Annotated in this window: 9 protein-coding genes, 2 tRNA genes and 3 rRNA genes; 8 read left to right on the forward strand and 6 right to left on the reverse strand. The window is 40.9% G+C overall.

Annotation, left to right across the window (positions count from 1 at the left end):
- Positions 1 to 218: 218 nt before the first annotated feature.
- A complete protein-coding gene (locus tag PCNPT3_RS01775) occupies positions 219 to 2,084 on the reverse strand; it encodes a methyl-accepting chemotaxis protein (RefSeq protein ID WP_015464158.1) in 1,866 nt (621 codons plus the stop codon).
- 498 nt (positions 2,085 to 2,582) lie between these two features.
- Here PCNPT3_RS01775 and PCNPT3_RS01780 point away from each other — a divergent pair, with 498 nt between their 5' ends.
- Positions 2,583 to 3,794, forward strand: a complete 1,212-nt coding sequence (locus PCNPT3_RS01780; RefSeq protein WP_015464159.1) for an argininosuccinate synthase — start codon at positions 2,583 to 2,585, stop codon at positions 3,792 to 3,794.
- A 208-nt stretch (positions 3,795 to 4,002) separates the two neighbouring features.
- Positions 4,003 to 5,376: an argininosuccinate lyase gene (argH, locus tag PCNPT3_RS01785; RefSeq protein ID WP_015464160.1), complete on the forward strand. Its 1,374-nt coding sequence runs from the start codon at positions 4,003 to 4,005 to the stop codon at positions 5,374 to 5,376.
- Between the two features lie 305 nt (positions 5,377 to 5,681).
- On the opposite strand, the gene PCNPT3_RS01795 is transcribed toward argH, so the two are convergent.
- Positions 5,682 to 6,227 (reverse strand): gamma carbonic anhydrase family protein, encoded by a 546-nt coding sequence (locus tag PCNPT3_RS01795; protein ID WP_015464162.1) that lies wholly within the window; start codon positions 6,225 to 6,227, stop codon positions 5,682 to 5,684.
- A gap of 543 nt (positions 6,228 to 6,770) precedes the next feature.
- Between PCNPT3_RS01795 and PCNPT3_RS01800 the strand changes: the two genes are divergently transcribed.
- The 5 genes from PCNPT3_RS01800 (at position 6,771) to rrf (ending at position 12,334) form a co-directional block, all read left to right on the forward strand.
- Positions 6,771 to 8,315: ribosomal RNA gene (locus tag PCNPT3_RS01800) — 16S ribosomal RNA — on the forward strand.
- 142 nt (positions 8,316 to 8,457) lie between these two features.
- A tRNA-Ile gene (locus PCNPT3_RS01805) sits at positions 8,458 to 8,534 on the forward strand.
- Between the two features lie 118 nt (positions 8,535 to 8,652).
- Positions 8,653 to 8,728: transfer RNA gene (locus tag PCNPT3_RS01810), tRNA-Ala, on the forward strand.
- 466 nt (positions 8,729 to 9,194) lie between these two features.
- Positions 9,195 to 12,086: ribosomal RNA gene (locus PCNPT3_RS01815) — 23S ribosomal RNA — on the forward strand.
- A gap of 132 nt (positions 12,087 to 12,218) precedes the next feature.
- A 5S ribosomal RNA gene (gene rrf / locus PCNPT3_RS01820) occupies positions 12,219 to 12,334 on the forward strand.
- The 16S, 23S and 5S rRNA genes sit together here with 2 tRNA genes alongside, the layout of an rRNA operon.
- Positions 12,335 to 13,444: 1,110 nt before the next feature.
- On the opposite strand, the gene yciA is transcribed toward rrf, so the two are convergent.
- From yciA to PCNPT3_RS01840, 4 genes are all read right to left on the reverse strand, one after another.
- Positions 13,445 to 13,864 carry an acyl-CoA thioester hydrolase YciA gene (gene yciA / locus PCNPT3_RS01825; protein ID WP_015464163.1) on the reverse strand — a complete coding sequence of 140 codons (420 nt, stop codon included), beginning with the start codon at positions 13,862 to 13,864 and terminating at the stop codon, positions 13,445 to 13,447.
- Between the two features lie 139 nt (positions 13,865 to 14,003).
- Positions 14,004 to 14,936, reverse strand: coding sequence for a Ppx/GppA phosphatase family protein (locus PCNPT3_RS01830; protein ID WP_015464164.1), 933 nt, complete (start codon positions 14,934 to 14,936; stop codon positions 14,004 to 14,006).
- 5 nt (positions 14,937 to 14,941) lie between these two features.
- The gene (gene rhlB, locus PCNPT3_RS01835) at positions 14,942 to 16,198 is read right to left on the reverse strand and encodes an ATP-dependent RNA helicase RhlB (protein ID WP_015464165.1); all 1,257 of its coding nucleotides are present in this window, start codon (positions 16,196 to 16,198) and stop codon (positions 14,942 to 14,944) included.
- A gap of 404 nt (positions 16,199 to 16,602) precedes the next feature.
- A complete protein-coding gene (locus PCNPT3_RS01840; RefSeq protein ID WP_015464166.1) occupies positions 16,603 to 17,778 on the reverse strand; it encodes a multidrug effflux MFS transporter in 1,176 nt (391 codons plus the stop codon).
- Positions 17,779 to 18,034: 256 nt separating this feature from the next.
- On the opposite strand from PCNPT3_RS01840, the gene PCNPT3_RS01845 reads away from it, so the two are divergent.
- Entirely contained in the window at positions 18,035 to 18,526 is a 492-nt protein-coding gene (locus PCNPT3_RS01845) for a MarR family winged helix-turn-helix transcriptional regulator (protein WP_015464167.1), read from the forward strand.
- Positions 18,527 to 18,940: the final 414 nt, after the last annotated feature.

Below are 18,940 nucleotides of genomic sequence, written 5' to 3' on the forward strand. Positions count from 1 at the left end.
GTTATTTTCAACGGGTTAAGGTTCTCGCTATTTCAATGTCTCTGCAGAGTAGTAACTCTTTACTTCTTGATATATTTTTGAACGTAAAGATTAAGGTGAGTGAGGAAAAAAAGATCCAATATTTTCAAAGTGGTGTAATAAAAGAACATGTTATTTGTCTTTGTTTTCGCCCAAATATTATCAATAACAGCTGGGCGAAAAGTCGATTTCTTTATTTTTTAGATGCTAAATGTACTTATTCCTTTTTTCAATGCTAAGGCTTCGTCAGACAAATCATTACTGAGTTTTTTATTCTCTATGGCGACTTGGCTACTTGCTTCGGCTACATCTCGGATAGATACGATATGCGTATTGACTTCACTTGCGACTGCGCTCTGCTCTTGAATTGCAGTGGCAATTGTTGTGGTCATATCTAAAATGTTGATAACGTCTGCATTGATCTCTTCAAGTAAAAAGCCTGCATCTCTTGCTTGATCTGCGCTCTCTTTACCTTCTTTACGACAAAGCTTCATTAACTCTACAATATTTTGTGTTCGACTTTGTAAAGAGGTAATAATACTTTCAATTTCTTTGGTTGATTCTTGTGTTCGACTCGCTAAGGTGCGCACCTCATCAGCGACCACAGCAAAACCTCGGCCTTGTTCTCCTGCTCTCGCAGCTTCAATTGCCGCATTTAGTGCCAATAAGTTAGTCTGCTCTGCAATTCCTCTGATCACTTCAAGTACAGATCCGATGGTGATGCTATCGGCTGCTAATAAGTTGATCACTGTTTCAGATTCACTTAATTTATCAGATAAAACATTAATTTGGGCTATCGTCGCATCAACACCTTGTTTGCCTTTTTGGGCATTTTGATTGGTTTGTTCAGCCTTCGTTGCGGTGTCTGTGGTGTGACAGGCAATTTCTTCAATGGTGGCGACCATCTCAGTAATGGCAGTGGCAACCATATCCGTTTCTTGCATCTGTGAATCAATGCCTTGGTTTGCTTGGATGATGTTCTTTGCAAGAATGTCGGTGGCATCGTTAACGCTACTAACTGAGTGGTCAACTGACGATATCAATGTTCTAAAGTTTAATAACATATGGTTAAAAGCATCCGCCATTTCTGCTAATTCATCTTTATTACTCGACTTTATTTGGATGGTTAAATTATTCGTTGTCGCGACTTCAATAATAGATCCTTTAATTTCATTAATACCCGCAATGATACTGCGCATAATAAAGAAAGAAAGTAGGAGAGATGCTGTAACGGCAATAATAAAGATGACATAGGTTAATAGTGTCATTTTTGACGTGTACTCAGCCACACTATTATTAATGCTTTTTAGCATTGTTTTCATTAATACATCAATTTCAGCAATGCTATTAAGTGTTTCTTTTTGTAATCCTAATTGTGAACTGTAGCCGAGTGTTTTCTGCGCTTTAGCCAACATTAGAAAAGCACTTTTATAATCATTTAAGCTCTTGTTCAAAGATTTTTTCTGGGTAAGCGTAAATTGCTCTTGTTGGATGTTTTGCATGATGCTTTCAAAGTTAGCGTTAAATTTATTGATGTACTTGTCATCTAAACGCAACATGAAATCTTTTTCATTACGTCTTAGGTTTAACATTAATGTTAATAACACATGGTTTTGAGTGTAGCCATTAAGGCGCTCTTCTGAATTTTTAGCTGCTCTTCTGAGTTCCCCATAAAGACCCAATTCAGGTGTTAAGCCAATGTTTTTTTGAACATTGGCAATTTTTAAAAATGAGTTTTGGAATGTTTTTAAGGTTACTTTTACTTGGCTCGCATCTTTCGTTGGGAGATCAAGGTAGTTGAGATCTACAATGAGCTTATCGATCGTTTTTAAAACAGTTTTATTCTCTTCTAAAAAAAGCTTAATCGAGCTTTCTTTTTTCTGCATAAGAAATTCTTTATTATGCATTCTTTGTTGCATTATGCCTGTTTTTATTTCCCCAATAAATTCTGCAATTTCAATGTCCTTTTTAAAAATGTTAGATGAGAAAGCGATTAAAACTAACATCACAATCATACTGGTAATAAATGTACCAATATTAAGAATTAATTTATGTTTTATAAGCATAGTGTATGTACCTTTTTAAATGCAAAAAAGTGAGAGCTATCGATAAGGATAATCGATATTTCTAATCTCGCCATTCCCTGCGTATAAAATTTCAATCAATCACACTTCCATTTTATTAATGCATAACAATATATAAAAAACAGCCACTTAAGAACTTGATGTAAATAGTTATTCATTTTTGTTGCATAAATAAATCTCATGAGATAATGTGATTGTCAGCTTGTTAAACAAGCTGATAATCACATTAAGTAAATACCTCAATGCTTGGTTTTCTCTGATCAGTCGTTGGTTCATTGTTTATAGCGTTGCCTTTGTCTGTTTTCAGCGAATGTCTAATGTTGGGTTATATTTAATAATGATTTAAGTGAGTCGTTACCATAAAATAAAAAAGACCCCAAACTTCACTTTGCATGTTTATGCAGTTTGGCGTATTGGTCATTATGCTTCAGTCTCTGTAGTTGTGGTGAGAAATTTAATAATTTAAGGGAAAGAATACTAATGAAACAAGTAAAAAAAGTGGTGCTTGCATATTCGGGGGGGTTAGATACATCGGCAATCATTCCATGGTTAAAAGAAACGTATAAAGGGTGTGAAGTTATCGCCTTTTGCGCCGATGTGGGTCAAGGTTCACAGGAGTTGCTAGGATTAGAAGAAAAAGCACTGGCATCTGGCGCGAGTGAATGTCACATCGTTGATCTTAAAGATGAATTTGTAGCGGATTATATTTATCCTAGTATTGCGACCAATGCAATATATGAAGGGGCTTATTTACTTGGCACTGCAATGGCGCGTCCTATTATTGCAAAAGCACAAGTTGAACTGGCTTTGCAAGTAGGAGCCGATGCACTTTGTCATGGTTGTACAGGTAAGGGAAATGATCAAATTCGCTTTGAAAGCTGTTTTGCCGCCCTTGCGCCACAATTACGTGTGATTGCTCCTTGGCGAGAGTGGGATCTTGTTTCGCGTGAAGATTTATTAAAATATTTGAGTGATAGAAATATAACAAGTAGCGCAAGCAGTGCAAAAATATATAGCAGAGATGCCAATGCGTGGCATATTTCCCATGAAGGTGGCGAATTAGAAAACCCTAACAATGCACCAGATAAAGATGTTTGGACATTAACGGTTGATCCTCTCGATGCGCCTGATAAAGAAGAATATATACAGGTCCATATAGAGCACTCTCGTGTAACGGCAATTGATGGTGTTGCATTGTCACCTTATAATGCATTAATGTTATTAAATAAAAAAGCTGCAAAGCACGGTGTAGGCAGGATCGATATTGTTGAAAACCGCACCATCGGCATGAAATCTCGCGGATGTTATGAAACGCCTGGGGGAACTGTCATGGTGGCCGCTTTACGCGCTATTGATGAATTAGTTCATGATAAATTGTCACGTCGCTGGCGTGATAGTTTAGGACAAGAGTTTGCGCATTTAATTTATGATGGGCGTTGGTTTACACCTTTATGTCGTTCTTTATTGGCAGCATCGGAGTCCTTGGCAAGTCAGGTTGAAGGTGATGTTTTGATCCGTCTTTATAAAGGCCAAGCTGTCGCTATTAAAAAATCATCTCCTAATAGTTTATATTCTGAAGCGTTTGCTACCTTTGGTGATGACGATGTTTATGATCAAAGCCATGCAGAAGGCTTTATCCGTTTGTATTCTCTATCGAGTCGCATTCGCACATTAAATAAAATACGTACATAATACCAAAGGAACTAAAAAGGTTACCCATCTTGCTTGTTGAAATTATCCCTACCTGCGTTGTGAGTTTTGAAGTGAGAACAACTATCTCCTACAACTCACGCCTTGCTAGTGTTAATTTTTCCTGAGCAATACATGAAAACTTAATTAATTCCTTTGGTATAAGTATTGTTTCGATCTGTTTTTAGTAAAGAATAATAAGGAGGAGTTTATGGCATTATGGGGAGGGCGTTTTAGCCAAGGGGCAAGTGAACGCTTTAAAGCATTTAATGATTCACTGCATTTTGATTATCGGTTGGCAGAGCAAGATATTATTGCATCTATTGCTTGGTCAAAAGCCTTGTTAACGGTGCAGGTTTTAAATGTGGAGGAACAATTAAAATTAGAGGCTGCATTACAGGAACTTTTGTTTTTGGTTTTAAGTGATGATCATATCGTTTTAGACTCGCAAGCTGAAGACATTCACTCGTGGGTGGAAATTCAATTAATTAATAAACTGGGTGATTTAGGTAAAAAATTACATACTGGGCGCAGCCGAAATGATCAGGTGGCAACGGATTTAAAACTTTGGTGTAAGAAAAAAGGTATTGAGTTAGCACAATGCCTCGTCGATTTACAGGTTACTTTAGTGAAATTGGCGCGCATAAACCAACAGGTTGTTTTACCGGGTTATACGCATATGCAACGTGCGCAACCGGTTACCTTTTCACATTGGTGTTTAGCGTATGTTGAGATGCTTGAGCGAGATAGCAGTCGCTTAAAAGATTGCTTGTTACGCTTAGATACTTGTCCTTTAGGCAGTGGCGCCCTCGCCGGTACTGGTTACGCAATTGATAGGCAAGCACTAGCGCTATCACTTGGTTTTAAAAGCGCGACACGTAACAGTCTTGATTCGGTTGCAGATAGAGATCATGTGATTGAATTAATGAGTTGCGCCACTCTCTCTATGTCACATTTGTCACGTATGGCGGAAGATCTTATTTTTTATAATAGTGGAGAAGCTGATTTTATAGAAATGTCTGATCAAGTGACATCGGGATCGTCTTTAATGCCACAAAAGAAAAATCCAGATGCGATGGAGCTCATTCGAGGAAAGTCAGGTCGCGTTTTTGGGGCGCTTGCAAGCATGCTCATGACCTTAAAAGGTTTGCCTCTGGCTTATAATAAGGATATGCAAGAAGATAAAGAAGGCCTTTTTGACGCATTAGATACATGGCATGATTGCTTGGAAATGGCATCTTTAGTTCTTTCGGATATCAAAGTCAATGTAGAGAAGACCGAAAAAGCGGCCAAAGGTGGCTATGCAAACGCCACAGATCTCGCTGATTATTTGGTGAGTAAAGGCGTACCCTTTAGATCGTCGCATCAGATGGTTGGAGAAATTGTCGTCTTTGCAATACAACAAAATATGGCCTTAGAAGATTTAAGCGTCACTACGTTTAATCGCTTCTCTTCATTAATAGAAGACGATGTTTATAGTGTACTAACACTGCAATCAACATTGAATGCTCGTAAAGCATTAGGTGGCGTTGCACCTGAACAAATTGCATTTGCTTTAGATGAGGCAGAGCGTCGCCTTATATAAGAAGGATCTCAATTTGAAGCAATAAAAGAAGATGTTTAATTGTTTTCTTTTATTGCTTCACTTATATATACCCATGTTAGCTCAAGATGCTTTATCAGGCGCTAGTGAAGATAGCAATTCAAGGCGTAGCCCTTATTAATGGTTATTCCCTTTTCATTGGTTGCAACGCACAAGTGATATTCGAGCTAGCGCCCCAAAGGGCAAGCCAACTTGAACTTATCTTCGTTGTTATAAAACATCAATGTAGAATAACTATGTTTCAATTTTATGCCTAGAAGCTAAGCCCAATCTGGTTTGCTGATTTTTCATCTTGAAGTATCATGGATATAATCATTTTTCAATTTAACGTAGTGCATGGCCGAGCGTTTTAAAAAAGCCAGTTCATCAATCGTTAGTTCACGAATCGCTTTTGCTGGACTGCCTATATATAAGAAGCCTGATTTGAGGGTTTTATTCGAAGGGACTAACGAACCGGCTCCTAAAATGACATCACTCTCAATATTGGCATTATCCAAGACGATGGCGCCCATCCCAATTAATACACGATCTTGTATATGGCACGCATGTAACATCGCTTTATGACCCACGGTAACATCGTCACCTATATATAAGGAGTAACCTTCTTTGCTTGCTTCACCTTTACGGGCCACGTGTAAAACAGCGCCATCTTGAATATTGGTGCGTTTTCCTACTTTTATCGTATTAACATCACCTCGTAAAACACACATAGGCCAAATACTGACATCTTCTGCTAATTGGACATCCCCAATAATAGAGCAAAAGGGATCTAAATAGACGCTATCAGCAATTTTAGGGAAGATCCCTTGGTAAGGGCGGATAATAGGGTACATGATAAACCTTATGTAAAAGGGATGATAAAGAACTATACGTGACAATTATGTGCATAACAAAGCTAATTCTGTGCATAACTTGTGATTAACTTCGGTATAAAAAGTAAATCTTAAAATAAGCGTTTTTTATGCAAAAAACGCTTGCCAATGTTGCTGAACTCCCTATAATGCGACCCCACAGACACAGCAAGTAACGCGAGTTACCGCGGTGTTTGGTGAGACAACGATTTGATTATTAACTTAAATTAAAGCGTTGACAAATCTCACTGGTGACGTATTATACGCACCTGCCGAAAGGCACGCTCTTTAACAATTTAATCAAACAATCTGTGTGGGCACTAGATGATGATTTCAAAAAAGTCCTTATGGTGATTTTGCATTGCAACTTCATTAAGAGGACAAAAAGAATCAATATCAGTGACACACGAATTAATTCATTAATTCAGAATAACAACAAGTACTTTTCACTAGTTGATTAGTTACTTAGTTTTAGTCAGTAATATTGAGTCGCATTGTTGGTAACAACATTGCAAATTAAACTTTAAATTGAAGAGTTTGATCATGGCTCAGATTGAACGCTGGCGGCAGGCTTAACACATGCAAGTCGAACGGTAACAGAGAGTAGCTTGCTACTTTGCTGACGAGTGGCGGACGGGTGAGTAATGCTTGGGAATATGCCTTAACGTGGGGGACAACAGTTGGAAACGACTGCTAATACCGCATAATGTCTACGGACCAAAGCAGGGGACCTTCGGGCCTTGCGCGTTTAGAGTAGCCCAAGTGGGATTAGCTAGTTGGTAAGGTAATGGCTTACCAAGGCGACGATCCCTAGCTGGTCTTAGAGGATGACCAGCCACACTGGAACTGAGACACGGTCCAGACTCCTACGGGAGGCAGCAGTGGGGAATATTGCACAATGGAGGAAACTCTGATGCAGCCATGCCGCGTGTGTGAAGAAGGCTTTCGGGTTGTAAAGCACTTTCAGCGAGGAGGAAAGGGTAGTAGTTAATAACTGCTATCTGTGACGTTACTCGCAGAAGAAGCACCGGCTAACTCCGTGCCAGCAGCCGCGGTAATACGGAGGGTGCGAGCGTTAATCGGAATTACTGGGCGTAAAGCGCGCGTAGGTGGTTAATTAAGTCAGATGTGAAAGCCCAGGGCTCAACCTTGGAACTGCATTTGAAACTGGTTGACTAGAGTTTTGTAGAGGGTGGTAGAATTTCAGGTGTAGCGGTGAAATGCGTAGAGATCTGAAGGAATACCAGTGGCGAAGGCGGCCACCTGGACAAAGACTGACACTGAGGCGCGAAGGCGTGGGGAGCAAACGGGATTAGATACCCCGGTAGTCCACGCAGTAAACGATGTCTATTAGAAGTTTGTGGCTATATGCCGTGGGTTTCAAAGCTAACGCATTAAATAGACCGCCTGGGGAGTACGGCCGCAAGGTTAAAACTCAAATGAATTGACGGGGGCCCGCACAAGCGGTGGAGCATGTGGTTTAATTCGATGCAACGCGAAGAACCTTACCATCCCTTGACATCCAGAGAATCACCTAGAGATAGATGAGTGCCTTCGGGAACTCTGAGACAGGTGCTGCATGGCTGTCGTCAGCTCGTGTTGTGAAATGTTGGGTTAAGTCCCGCAACGAGCGCAACCCTTATCCTTACTTGCCAGCGGGTCATGCCGGGAACTTTAGGGAGACTGCCGGTGATAAACCGGAGGAAGGTGGGGACGACGTCAAGTCATCATGGCCCTTACGGGATGGGCTACACACGTGCTACAATGGCAGATACAAAGGGTTGCTAACCTGCGAGGGTATGCGAATCTCATAAAGTCTGTCGTAGTCCGGATCGGAGTCTGCAACTCGACTCCGTGAAGTTGGAATCGCTAGTAATCGTGGATCAGAATGCCACGGTGAATACGTTCCCGGGCCTTGTACACACCGCCCGTCACACCATGGGAGTGGGCTGCACCAGAAGTCATTAGCTTAACCTTTCGGGGATGGCGATGACCACGGTGTGGTTCATGACTGGGGTGAAGTCGTAACAAGGTAGCCCTAGGGGAACCTGGGGCTGGATCACCTCCTTATACGAAAGAAACACGTTTAGTGTCCACACAGATTGTTTGATTAGAATGATAAAGAGATGTATAGATAATTGTATCGCTTATAAAGAGCGGTGAGGTCGGCTTTGATTTTTCAAATCTGTCCAGACCCACAATTACTTTAGTTGGGTCTGTAGCTCAGTTGGTTAGAGCGCACCCCTGATAAGGGTGAGGTCGGCAGTTCAAATCTGCCCAGACCCACCAATTTTTGATTTACTCTGTGTTAAATGAAAGCTCGTTTAGAAAAGACTAAACTACGCCATCATTTGCCTTGATTAAATCCAAAATAATGACCAACTAATATCTATACAAAAACCATGTTGGGGCTATAGCTCAGCTGGGAGAGCGCCTGCCTTGCACGCAGGAGGTCTGCGGTTCGATCCCGCATAGCTCCACCACTTCTTATGAAGTGTACCGACATGAAAACCGAGATAATAGAAGTTTTCGATAAGTTATTAAATTTATCAAAAACTTTTTTACGAAAGTTTGCTCTTTAACAATTAGGAAAGCTGATAAAGTTCTTATTTATCGCACAATAACAATGAATAACTTAGGTTATTTGATTGGTGTGATAGATATAAACGAAATTGTTCTCAGTAATTAGTATTTATATTAATTACTGTAATCAAGCAAAAATAAAAACAGCTGCAATTCACGTAAGTGAAGTGCAGTTTGTACGTATCTACTCAGTTATTTATAACTGATAGGTGCACGAAAAACGAATGTGTTTTTCATAGTAAAATATGAGGATCGCAAGCGTCTTGGAAACGACATATTATATCTAAATTTTATAATCTTATGTGTTTTTTGAATATTATTAATATTCATAAAAACGCTTAAAGACAGTATCTTTAGGTATTGTATGGTTAAGTGAATAAGCGTGCACGGTGGATGCCTAGGCAATTAGAGGCGATGAAGGACGTGGTAATCTGCGATAAGTCCAGGGGAGTTGATAACAAGCGTTATATCCTGGAATTTCCGAATGGGGCAACCCGGCACTTAGTGTCATCGTTAAGTGAATACATAGCTTAACGAAGCGAACGAGGGGAACTGAAACATCTAAGTACCCTTAGGAAAAGAAATCAACCGAGATTCCGATAGTAGCGGCGAGCGAAATTGGAACAGCCCTTAAGCTGTTTAGAAGTTAGTAGAATGCTCTGGAAAGTGCAACGATACAGGGTGATAGTCCCGTATATGACAACTTCTTTATAGTGAAAACGAGTAGGTCGGGACACGAGAAATCCTGACTGAATATGGGGGGACCATCCTCCAAGGCTAAATACTCCTAATTGACCGATAGTGAACCAGTACCGTGAGGGAAAGGCGAAAAGAACCCCTGTGAGGGGAGTGAAATAGAACCTGAAACCGTGTACGTACAAGCAGTAGGAGCCGACTTAGTTCGGTGACTGCGTACCTTTTGTATAATGGGTCAACGACTTAATTTCAGTAGCAAGGTTAACCGTTTAGGGGAGCCGTAGGGAAACCGAGTCTTAACTGGGCGAATAGTTGCTGGGATTAGACCCGAAACTTGGTGATCTAGCCATGAGCAGGTTGAAGGTTGAGTAACATCAACTGGAGGACCGAACCCACTAATGTTGAAAAATTAGGGGATGACTTGTGGCTGGGGGTGAAAGGCCAATCAAACCAAGAGATAGCTGGTTCTCCTCGAAAGCTATTTAGGTAGCGCCTCATGTATCACTGTTGGGGGTAGAGCACTGTTTAGGCTAGGGGGTCATCCCGACTTACCAACCCTATGCAAACTCCGAATACCAACAAGTGCAATCATGGGAGACACACGGCGGGTGCTAACGTCCGTCGTGGAAAGGGAAACAACCCAGACCGCCAGCTAAGGTCCCAAAGTATATGTTAAGTGGGAAACGATGTGGAAAGGCTTAGACAGCTAGGAAGTTGGCTTAGAAGCAGCCATCTTTTAAAGAAAGCGTAATAGCTCACTAGTCGAGTCGGTCTGCGCGGAAGATTTAACGGGGCTAAACATATCACCGAAGCTGCGGATGCATAATTTATTATGCATGGTAGAGGAGCGTTCTGTAAGCCGTCGAAGGGAAAGGTGTAAACCATCCTGGAGGTATCAGAAGTGCGAATGTTGACATGAGTAACGATAAGGGGGGTGAAAAACCCCCCCGCCGGAAGACCAAGGGTTCCTGTCCAACGTTAATCGGGGCAGGGTGAGTCGACCCCTAAGGCGAGGCCGAAAGGCGTAGTCGATGGGAAACGGGTTAATATTCCCGTACCCTTTATTATTGCGATGGGAGGACGGAGAAGGCTAGGTGGGCCTGGCGATGGTTGTCCAGGTTCAAGTATGTAGGCGGGAGACTTAGGTAAATCCGGGTTTCTACTAACGCTGAGATACGATGTCGAGTCACTACGGTGATGAAGTCATTGATGCCATGCTTCCAGGAAAAGTCTCTAAGCTTCAGATAATAAAGGATCGTACCCCAAACCGACACAGGTGGTCAGGTAGAGAATACCAAGGCGCTTGAGAGAACTCGGGTGAAGGAACTAGGCAAAATGGTACCGTAACTTCGGGAGAAGGTACGCCTACGACGGTGAAGTCCCTTGCGGATGGAGCTGTTGTAGGCCGAAGATACCAGATGGCTGCAACTGTTTATTAAAAACACAGCACTCTGCTAAATCGTAAGATGACGTATAGGGTGTGACGCCTGCCCGGTGCTGGAAGGTTAATTGATGGGGTTAGCGCTTGCGCGAAGCTCTTGATCGAAGCCCCAGTAAACGGCGGCCGTAACTATAACGGTCCTAAGGTAGCGAAATTCCTTGTCGGGTAAGTTCCGACCTGCACGAATGGCGTAATGATGGCCATGCTGTCTCCACCCGAGACTCAGTGAAGTTGAAATCGCAGTGAAGATGCTGTGTACCCGCGGCTAGACGGAAAGACCCCGTGAACCTTTACTACAGCTTAGCAGTGAACTTAGAGCCTACATGTGTAGGATAGGTGGGAGGCAATGAAACCAGGTCGCTAGATTTGGTGGAGTCAACCTTGAAATACCACCCTTGTATGTTTTGAGTTCTAACCATGGCCCCTGAATCGGGGTTTGGGACACTGTTTGGTGGGTAGTTTGACTGGGGCGGTCTCCTCCTAAAGAGTAACGGAGGAGTACGAAGGTTGGCTAATCACGGTCGGACATCGTGAGGTTAGTACAATGGTATAAGCCAGCTTAACTGCGAGACAGACACGTCGAGCAGGTACGAAAGTAGGTCATAGTGATCCGGTGGTTCTGAATGGAAGGGCCATCGCTCAACGGATAAAAGGTACTCCGGGGATAACAGGCTGATACCGCCCAAGAGTTCATATCGACGGCGGTGTTTGGCACCTCGATGTCGGCTCATCACATCCTGGGGCTGAAGTCGGTCCCAAGGGTATGGCTGTTCGCCATTTAAAGTGGTACGCGAGCTGGGTTTAGAACGTCGTGAGACAGTTCGGTCCCTATCTGCCGTGGGCGTTTGAGAATTGAGAGGAGCTGCTCCTAGTACGAGAGGACCGGAGTGGACGAACCGCTGGTGTTCGGGTTGTCATGCCAATGGCATTGCCCGGTAGCTACGTTCGGAATCGATAACCGCTGAAAGCATCTAAGCGGGAAGCGAGCCTCGAGATGAGTTCTCACTGGAGCTTTAAGCTCCCTAAAGGGCCGTTGGAGACTACAACGTTGATAGGCAAGGTGTGTAAGTACAGTAATGTATTGAGCTAACTTGTACTAATTACCCGTGAGGCTTAACCATACAATTCCTAAAAGTATTGTATTGAGTAACCAAGAGATGATTGTAATCAATCAAATACGTTTGCGAAGACATATTTTACGAAACAAATTGCAAGATTAGACACAATCCAGCTTTTCTAATTAAGATTTTTAGCTTGGCGATAATAGCGCTGTGGCACCACCTGATCCCATGCCGAACTCAGAAGTGAAACGCAGTTGCGCCGATGGTAGTGTGGGGTCTCCCCATGTGAGAGTAGGTCATCGCCAAGCGCCTAATTAACGATAAATCCCTGTTGACTGATGTCAACAGGGATTTTTTCGTTATTAGCTTGGCTAGATGACCACTCTCACATGGGAAATAAACAGCCTGCCGTAGGCAGAAGCATATTGTGTGATAGTAGGGCGAGTTTGCCGACAGGCAAGTGTACGAGCGGAGGAGCTCCGCGACTCCTGTCCATCGCCCAAGCGCCTCTTTTTTTTAACCCTTCACTATTTCAAAGGGATTTTTTCGTTATTAGCTTGGCTAGATGACCACTCTCACATGGGAAATAAACAGCGCGGCGAAGGCATAAGCATATTATGTGATTTTAGGGGCGAGTTTGCCGGCAGGCAATTTTCTTGATCGGACTAAGCTCTGCGTGTCCTGGAAGGTATCGCGACAGCGATGTGTTTGATCGGAGGAGCTCTGCGGATCCTGTCCATCGCCCAAGCACCTCTTTTTATAAACACTTCACTATATAAAGCAGATTTTTTCGTTATTAGCTTGGCTAGATGACCACTCTCACATGGGAAATAAACAGCGCGACGAAGGCATAAGCATATTATGTGATTTTAGGGGCGAGTTTGCCGGCAGGCAATTTTCTTGATCGGACTAAGCTCTGCGAGTCCAGGAGGGTATTGCCGACAGGTAAGTATTTGATCGGAGGAGCACTGCGAACCCTGACCGTCGGCAAGTGCCTCTCTTTATAAAAGACAAGAATAACCCAGTCGGTTTTGTCGATTGGTTTTTTTTCGTTAAAGGCTTGGTAATGACCTCTCTCACATAGGAAATAAACAGCGCCGCGAAGGCATAAGCATAATATGTGATAGTTGTTTATCTTTTACATCAGGTAAGCCCACAGGGCCTAAAATCGTTGAGAACTGTTAGTCGCCAAGCGTTTCTTTTTATCAATGTTCGCGTACTGCTTATCTATATGCGAGGTACAGTACCCGAATATTTTTTAATAGAGATCTAAAATGACTATAGAGATACATTGTTTAATTAAGTTTATGAATTTATAACGTTGATATAGGGTGGAAATAAGCTTTGAGAGTTCATACAGAGAGGTATTGGACAATAGTCACACTCTACTTTCATGAAAAGTAGAGGTGCTCTATTTTTTATTTGTTGTTTTCTTTTTTAACAATGACTCGAGGAGTACCAGTGCTATCGATTGCAACATAGTTAAAGATAGCTTCACATACTTTCATAGGTTCGCTAACGCTATCATGGTTAATTTTCTTCACCCATACTTCTAGGTGTATTGACATTGATGTTCTGCCTATGCGGTCACATATTCCATAGCAACACACAACATCTCCAACATTGACCGGTTTTTTGAAAGTAATACTCGAAACAGATACAGTAACAACACGCCCAATTGATATTTCTTTTGCTAAAATAGCGCCTGCAAGATCGAGTTGTGACATGATCCAGCCACCAAAAATATCACCATTGGCATTCGTATCTGCTGGCATAGCAAGGGTGCGTAATAGAACTTCACCTGTAGGACTTTTTTGATCGTTTACTACCGTTTCCATATTTTTCCCTTTAATTTTTTTTTAGAGTTTAGCACAAAATAAAAAATGTATTGTGCCGTGCTTATTGTGAGTGGCACTTTATAAGCTTGTGTCGGTATGAATAAATGAGAGAAGTGCAGAGAAAGCTTATGTTGAAGCTTTAAATGTTATGTGTAGTGTTGGTATCTAAATTTTCTTCATTGAAAAGTCGGCTTATTAATCCTTCTCGTAAAGCGCCTTGTGAAGGATCTAGTTGCTTAATATTCAAGCATTCGAATAATGCGATTAAGATAGTTAATCCTGCGCTAAAAACCGCAATTCTGGATTGTTTTAAGCCGACAATATTAATGTTATTTAATGTTTTACATTCTATCAATTGTGCTTGGATCTGTTTTAGTAGAGATGCGGTAATATGGGGGCATATATTTTGAATGGCATTAATTTCATTAACCGCTTGTATGGTGCCAGATGCACCCATACAGAGGGACCAACCTTGCTGTTTGTAATCTTCTGCTTGTGGGGAAAGTACTTTTTTAGCCGCAATAATTGCGTTTTCAAAGTTCACACTATTTAACTTGCCATCATTAAAGTATCTACTTTGCCATGTAACACAGCCCATATCTAAGCTAGTTGCACTAATGACGGTTCTATCTTTACCTATAATTAATTCTGTACTGGCTCCACCTATATCAATCACTAAAAGTTGTACTTTTACGTGTTCAGTGAAAACGACGCCTTGATAAATTGTTTTAGCTTCTTCTATACCAGAAATTAAATTGATAGGTGTTTGTAAGATGTTTTCTGCTTTGTTGATAAACATCGTTTTATTTTTGGCTAAACGTAGGGCTGCTGTTGCGGTGATCAATATCCTAGATGGTTGTAGTTTGTCGAGTTCAGTCTTGAACTGTCGCAAGCATTGCCAACCTCTTTGCATGGTTTCTAAATTGAGATTATTTTGAGCATCTAAACCGAGTGCTAAGCGCACCTTTTCTTTGTGTTTAGAATAAACGCTAAAGCCATTTTTTGTTTTTTGCACGGTTAGCATATGAAAGCTATTCGAGCCAAGATCAATAATGGTATAGCGTTTATCCATAATTATCAGCGCTTATGTTCGCGATGATAACTATCTTTACGACGATTATTATGAGCTTTGTATTTTGTCACTATCATTTTAGGAAGTGTCTGAACTAAAGCATCTCTATCGAATTCACTGACCGGAATACTATGTTTAATAAACGCTTCAATTTCTGGTAAATTAAAGGCATATTTTTCACATGCTAATGTGATTGCTTGACCTTTTTGTCCTGCTCGGCCTGTTCGACCAATACGGTGAACATAATCTTCACAATCATCGGGAAGATCAAAGTTAAACACATGTGATACTTTCGGAATGTGCAATCCACGCGCTGCAACATCTGTTGCGACGAGTACGTCTATATCACCATCAGTAAACTGACTTAATATTTTTTCACGTTTCTTTTGTGGGACATCACCGGTTAGTAATCCAGCACGTAGGCCGTCACCCGCTAAATAACCCCATACTTTTTCACAAGTATGTTTTGTATTAGCAAAAACAATGGCTTTTTCAGGCCACTCTTCTTCCATAAGAGTGAGTAACAAGTGCATTTTTTCTGCATTAGAAGGGTAAAAAAGCTCTTCACTAATATTTTCAGAGGTCATACGCTCTGGCTCTATTTGAATATGCTCAGGCGAATTCATATGTTCAAAAGCAAGTTCTTGTACTTTATGTGACAAGGTTGCAGAAAAAAGCATATTTAAACGCAGGTTAGATTCTGGCATGCGTCTAAATAAATAACGAATATCTTTTATGAAACCGAGATCAAACATACGATCTGCTTCATCGAGTACAACACTTTGAATGCTATTAAGGTTAATGGTGCCTTGTTTAACGAAATCGATAATACGGCCCGTTGTGCCGATTAAGATATCAACACCTTTTTCTAGCTTATTGCGTTGAATTTCAACTTTTTCACCGCCGTATGCTAAACCTAAACGCAAATTCGTGTGTTTAGCAAATACCATTGCATCTTTATGAATTTGGATAGCAAGCTCACGCGTAGGCGCTAAAATAATAGCGCGTGGCTGATCTTTGCTGCGATTTTCAGGCTCTTTATTGATTAATAGGTGATTAAATACAGCAGGTAAAAAGGCAAGTGTTTTGCCTGTTCCTGTTTGTGCTTGACCTGCAATATCTTTACCTAATAATGTGATAGGTAATGAGATCGCTTGGATAGGCGTACAGTATTCAAAACCTAGCTCTGTTAAGGCTGAAAGTAGACTTTCCTGAAGAGGAAGATCTATAAATTTTGTTTTACTTAGGTGTGTTTTATTCATCCGCGAAGCATAACAGCTTATATTGCTATTGTCATTCAATGCGCATCAGATCCTAATGATGAATAATTCAGATCTTGGCTGGATCTCTTTTTATTTTTCATGAAGACGTTTATTCACATTTATCCGTAAAATCGAGAGGGGCAGGATCTCTTTAAATAGACGCTTTTCATGTAATAAAATGCGTTTTTAGGCACGCGCTTAGATAGAGACTTAAGCGTACCAGGTATTAATGATAATGAATGTTTACGTTGGGCGATTATTTTTTAAAAGCACAATGTAGAGTCACTCCGTTGTGCGTTCCTGTGCAGAGCGTCGTACTATTTGGCTTATTGATTTTACATAGAATCCCCTAGGGAATATGCCCCTTGGCGAGTCGTTTGTTGTTATTTATTGTTTAGTGACAGCTAGTTTGGTTTTTGCTCATAATGAGAACTATAATGAGCCCCTATTAAAGCGACAAGGGTCGCGAGTAACATTGTCAGTACCATTGGCCAAAGTGAATGTAGACTTAACATTGCAACTAATGCACTAACGCCAGCCCCTAAAGCATATTGTGAAGCGCCAAGTAAAGCGGCCGCTACCCCCGCATTTTCTTTAAAATAATTCATAAAACAGGCATTGCTATTAGCGAGTATTCCGCCAATGGATGCGATACAAATGACAAAACCCGGTACGATAAAGTAAATGTCATGTGGGGCAAAATAGAGATTTATTACGAGAGTGATACCTCCGAACAGTTGCATTATAAGGAAGCCTTTCAATAAGGCGTCTGGCGTAAATCGATGCAGTAAAAAGCTGTTCAAACGATTTATAACAACAAGTCCGATAACATTGATAAGTAATAGCGCTGAAAAGAGTGTCTCATCAACAGAAAAATATTCAATATAAGCAAAAGGCGCATTGGTAATAAACACCACTAACATTGTGTAACTACAGGCCTGAGCGACGAGGTAACCTAATGCTCTATGCTCTTTTATGACATTAAGGTATCCTGACTTTTCTTTGTTTTTATTTCTTTTATCTGATTTCGGCATGATAAACACGGTGCATAAAGCGGTGATCGTCGCAATGATTGCCAATAATATAAAGATCCAACGCCAGTTAAGCACGTTCATGATAAGCGTGCCCAACGCGGGAGCGATACTTGGCGCTATCATCATGATCAGGGCTATTAGTGCAAATAATTTAGCCGCTTCTTTTCCTTCTGCGTTATCTCTAATGGTTGCAGGTACACCAACAACCGCAATCCCCGCGCCAAGAGCTTGTAGCATCCGCCAAATCCATAGCATATGTAAGGATCCAATGGTGGCGATAAGAAAACTACCAAGGGCAAAAATAAGTAATCCTATTACCATTATTTTCATGCGCCCATAATTATCAGATAAAGGTCCACCAATCAGTTGGCCAATAGCGAGTCCTAAAATATAAAGGCTTACCGTTACGGCGACAAAAGAGGTTTCAACACCTAGTTCATTGGCAATAGAGGGGATGGCGGGCAGGTAACTATCAATTGCAAAGGGAGTCATTGCAAAGACACTGGCGAGTAAAATAAGTAATGGTGTAGATATTGTTTTGATCATAAGGCCTCTTATACCAAAGGAACTAAAAAAGGGATCCGTTTTACTTGTTGAAATTATGCCAGCCTGCGTTGTGAGTTGTAAGTTTTGAAGTGAGAATAACTATCTTCTGCAACACTTGCCTTGCTAGTGCTAATTTTTACTGCGTAATACATGGAAGCTTAATAAATTCTATTGGTATTATTATCTTTCTGGAAAGATAATAGCTGGAGATTACCTTTCCAGCAAGATATAATTTAGAGGGGAAAGGAGAAAAATAATGTCAAAACAAAAAAGTGTGGCTACATTAATTAGCAGAATACAAAAATATTGCCCGGAGGTTTATCGGCATTATTCACCCACCATATTAAGGGTGCATCGTATCCATTTTCATTTACAAAATAATTTGATGGATGTTTTGTACGTAAAAGGATTACAACAAGCCGACTTTGAAGTGTTAATTAGTTTACTGCGCGGTAATGAAGATCATTGTTTATCGCCGACAGAATTATCTCAAAATATGTTATTTAGCTCGGGAGGTCTCACCAAAGTTCTGTGTAGAGTGACGCAAGCAGGCCTAGTAGAACGTCTTGATTTATCTAAAGATAAACGCTGTAAATTAGTAAAGTTAACCGAAAAAGGCAGGTGCTTAATTAATGACATCATGCAATTGTTACATGTAAAACATGATGCGAAAATGAGTGTGTTAGATGTACAGGAGCAAGCAAAGCTTAATACTTTACTTGATAAATTATTAGGTACTTGGGAGTAGAGAAAGAGATCAGTTATGTAAAGGGTCTCGCGTGATATGACTATTTATGTCGAATTAAGTGGATGTACTTTTGCTTCTTATTAAGGAACTTGTATAATCCATTCGAATAGTAAAATGGTTATACCCGTGTTACTGGTTATTCTATTTTCATTGATGCAACACCAAAATGGTAATTTTGCTCTCGCTCAAAAAGGAAAGCTAAATTAATTCATTTTTGTCGTTGAGATGTAGTGGGGGTGTTGTTAGAAAACACCAAGTTAGAATAACTATTTTTCAATTTTATGTAGAGAAGCGAGGCCTAAGTTGGCTTGCTGATTTTGCATCTTGAAGTATCATGGGTATAGAGTAAATATAAATAGTGAAGTGACACTTTTACCGTTATAGTCACTATAAATTAACAAATGAATTCTTTCT

This window comes from Psychromonas sp. CNPT3 (genome assembly GCF_000153405.2).
GTDB lineage: Bacteria > Pseudomonadota > Gammaproteobacteria > Enterobacterales > Psychromonadaceae > Psychromonas.

Bases quoted from the DNA above. Each gene is read 5' to 3' on its own strand.
- PCNPT3_RS01775 (WP_015464158.1), bottom strand. From the start codon at position 2,084: ATGCTTATAAAACATAAATTAATTCTTAATATTGGTACATTTATTACC.
- PCNPT3_RS01780 (WP_015464159.1), top strand. From the start codon at position 2,583: ATGAAACAAGTAAAAAAAGTGGTGCTTGCATATTCGGGGGGGTTAGAT.
- argH (WP_015464160.1), top strand. From the start codon at position 4,003: ATGGCATTATGGGGAGGGCGTTTTAGCCAAGGGGCAAGTGAACGCTTT.
- PCNPT3_RS01795 (WP_015464162.1), bottom strand. From the start codon at position 6,227: ATGTACCCTATTATCCGCCCTTACCAAGGGATCTTCCCTAAAATTGCT.
- yciA (WP_015464163.1), bottom strand. From the start codon at position 13,864: ATGGAAACGGTAGTAAACGATCAAAAAAGTCCTACAGGTGAAGTTCTA.
- PCNPT3_RS01830 (WP_015464164.1), bottom strand. From the start codon at position 14,936: ATGGATAAACGCTATACCATTATTGATCTTGGCTCGAATAGCTTTCAT.
- rhlB (WP_015464165.1), bottom strand. From the start codon at position 16,198: ATGAATAAAACACACCTAAGTAAAACAAAATTTATAGATCTTCCTCTT.
- PCNPT3_RS01840 (WP_015464166.1), bottom strand. From the start codon at position 17,778: ATGATCAAAACAATATCTACACCATTACTTATTTTACTCGCCAGTGTC.
- PCNPT3_RS01845 (WP_015464167.1), top strand. From the start codon at position 18,035: ATGTCAAAACAAAAAAGTGTGGCTACATTAATTAGCAGAATACAAAAA.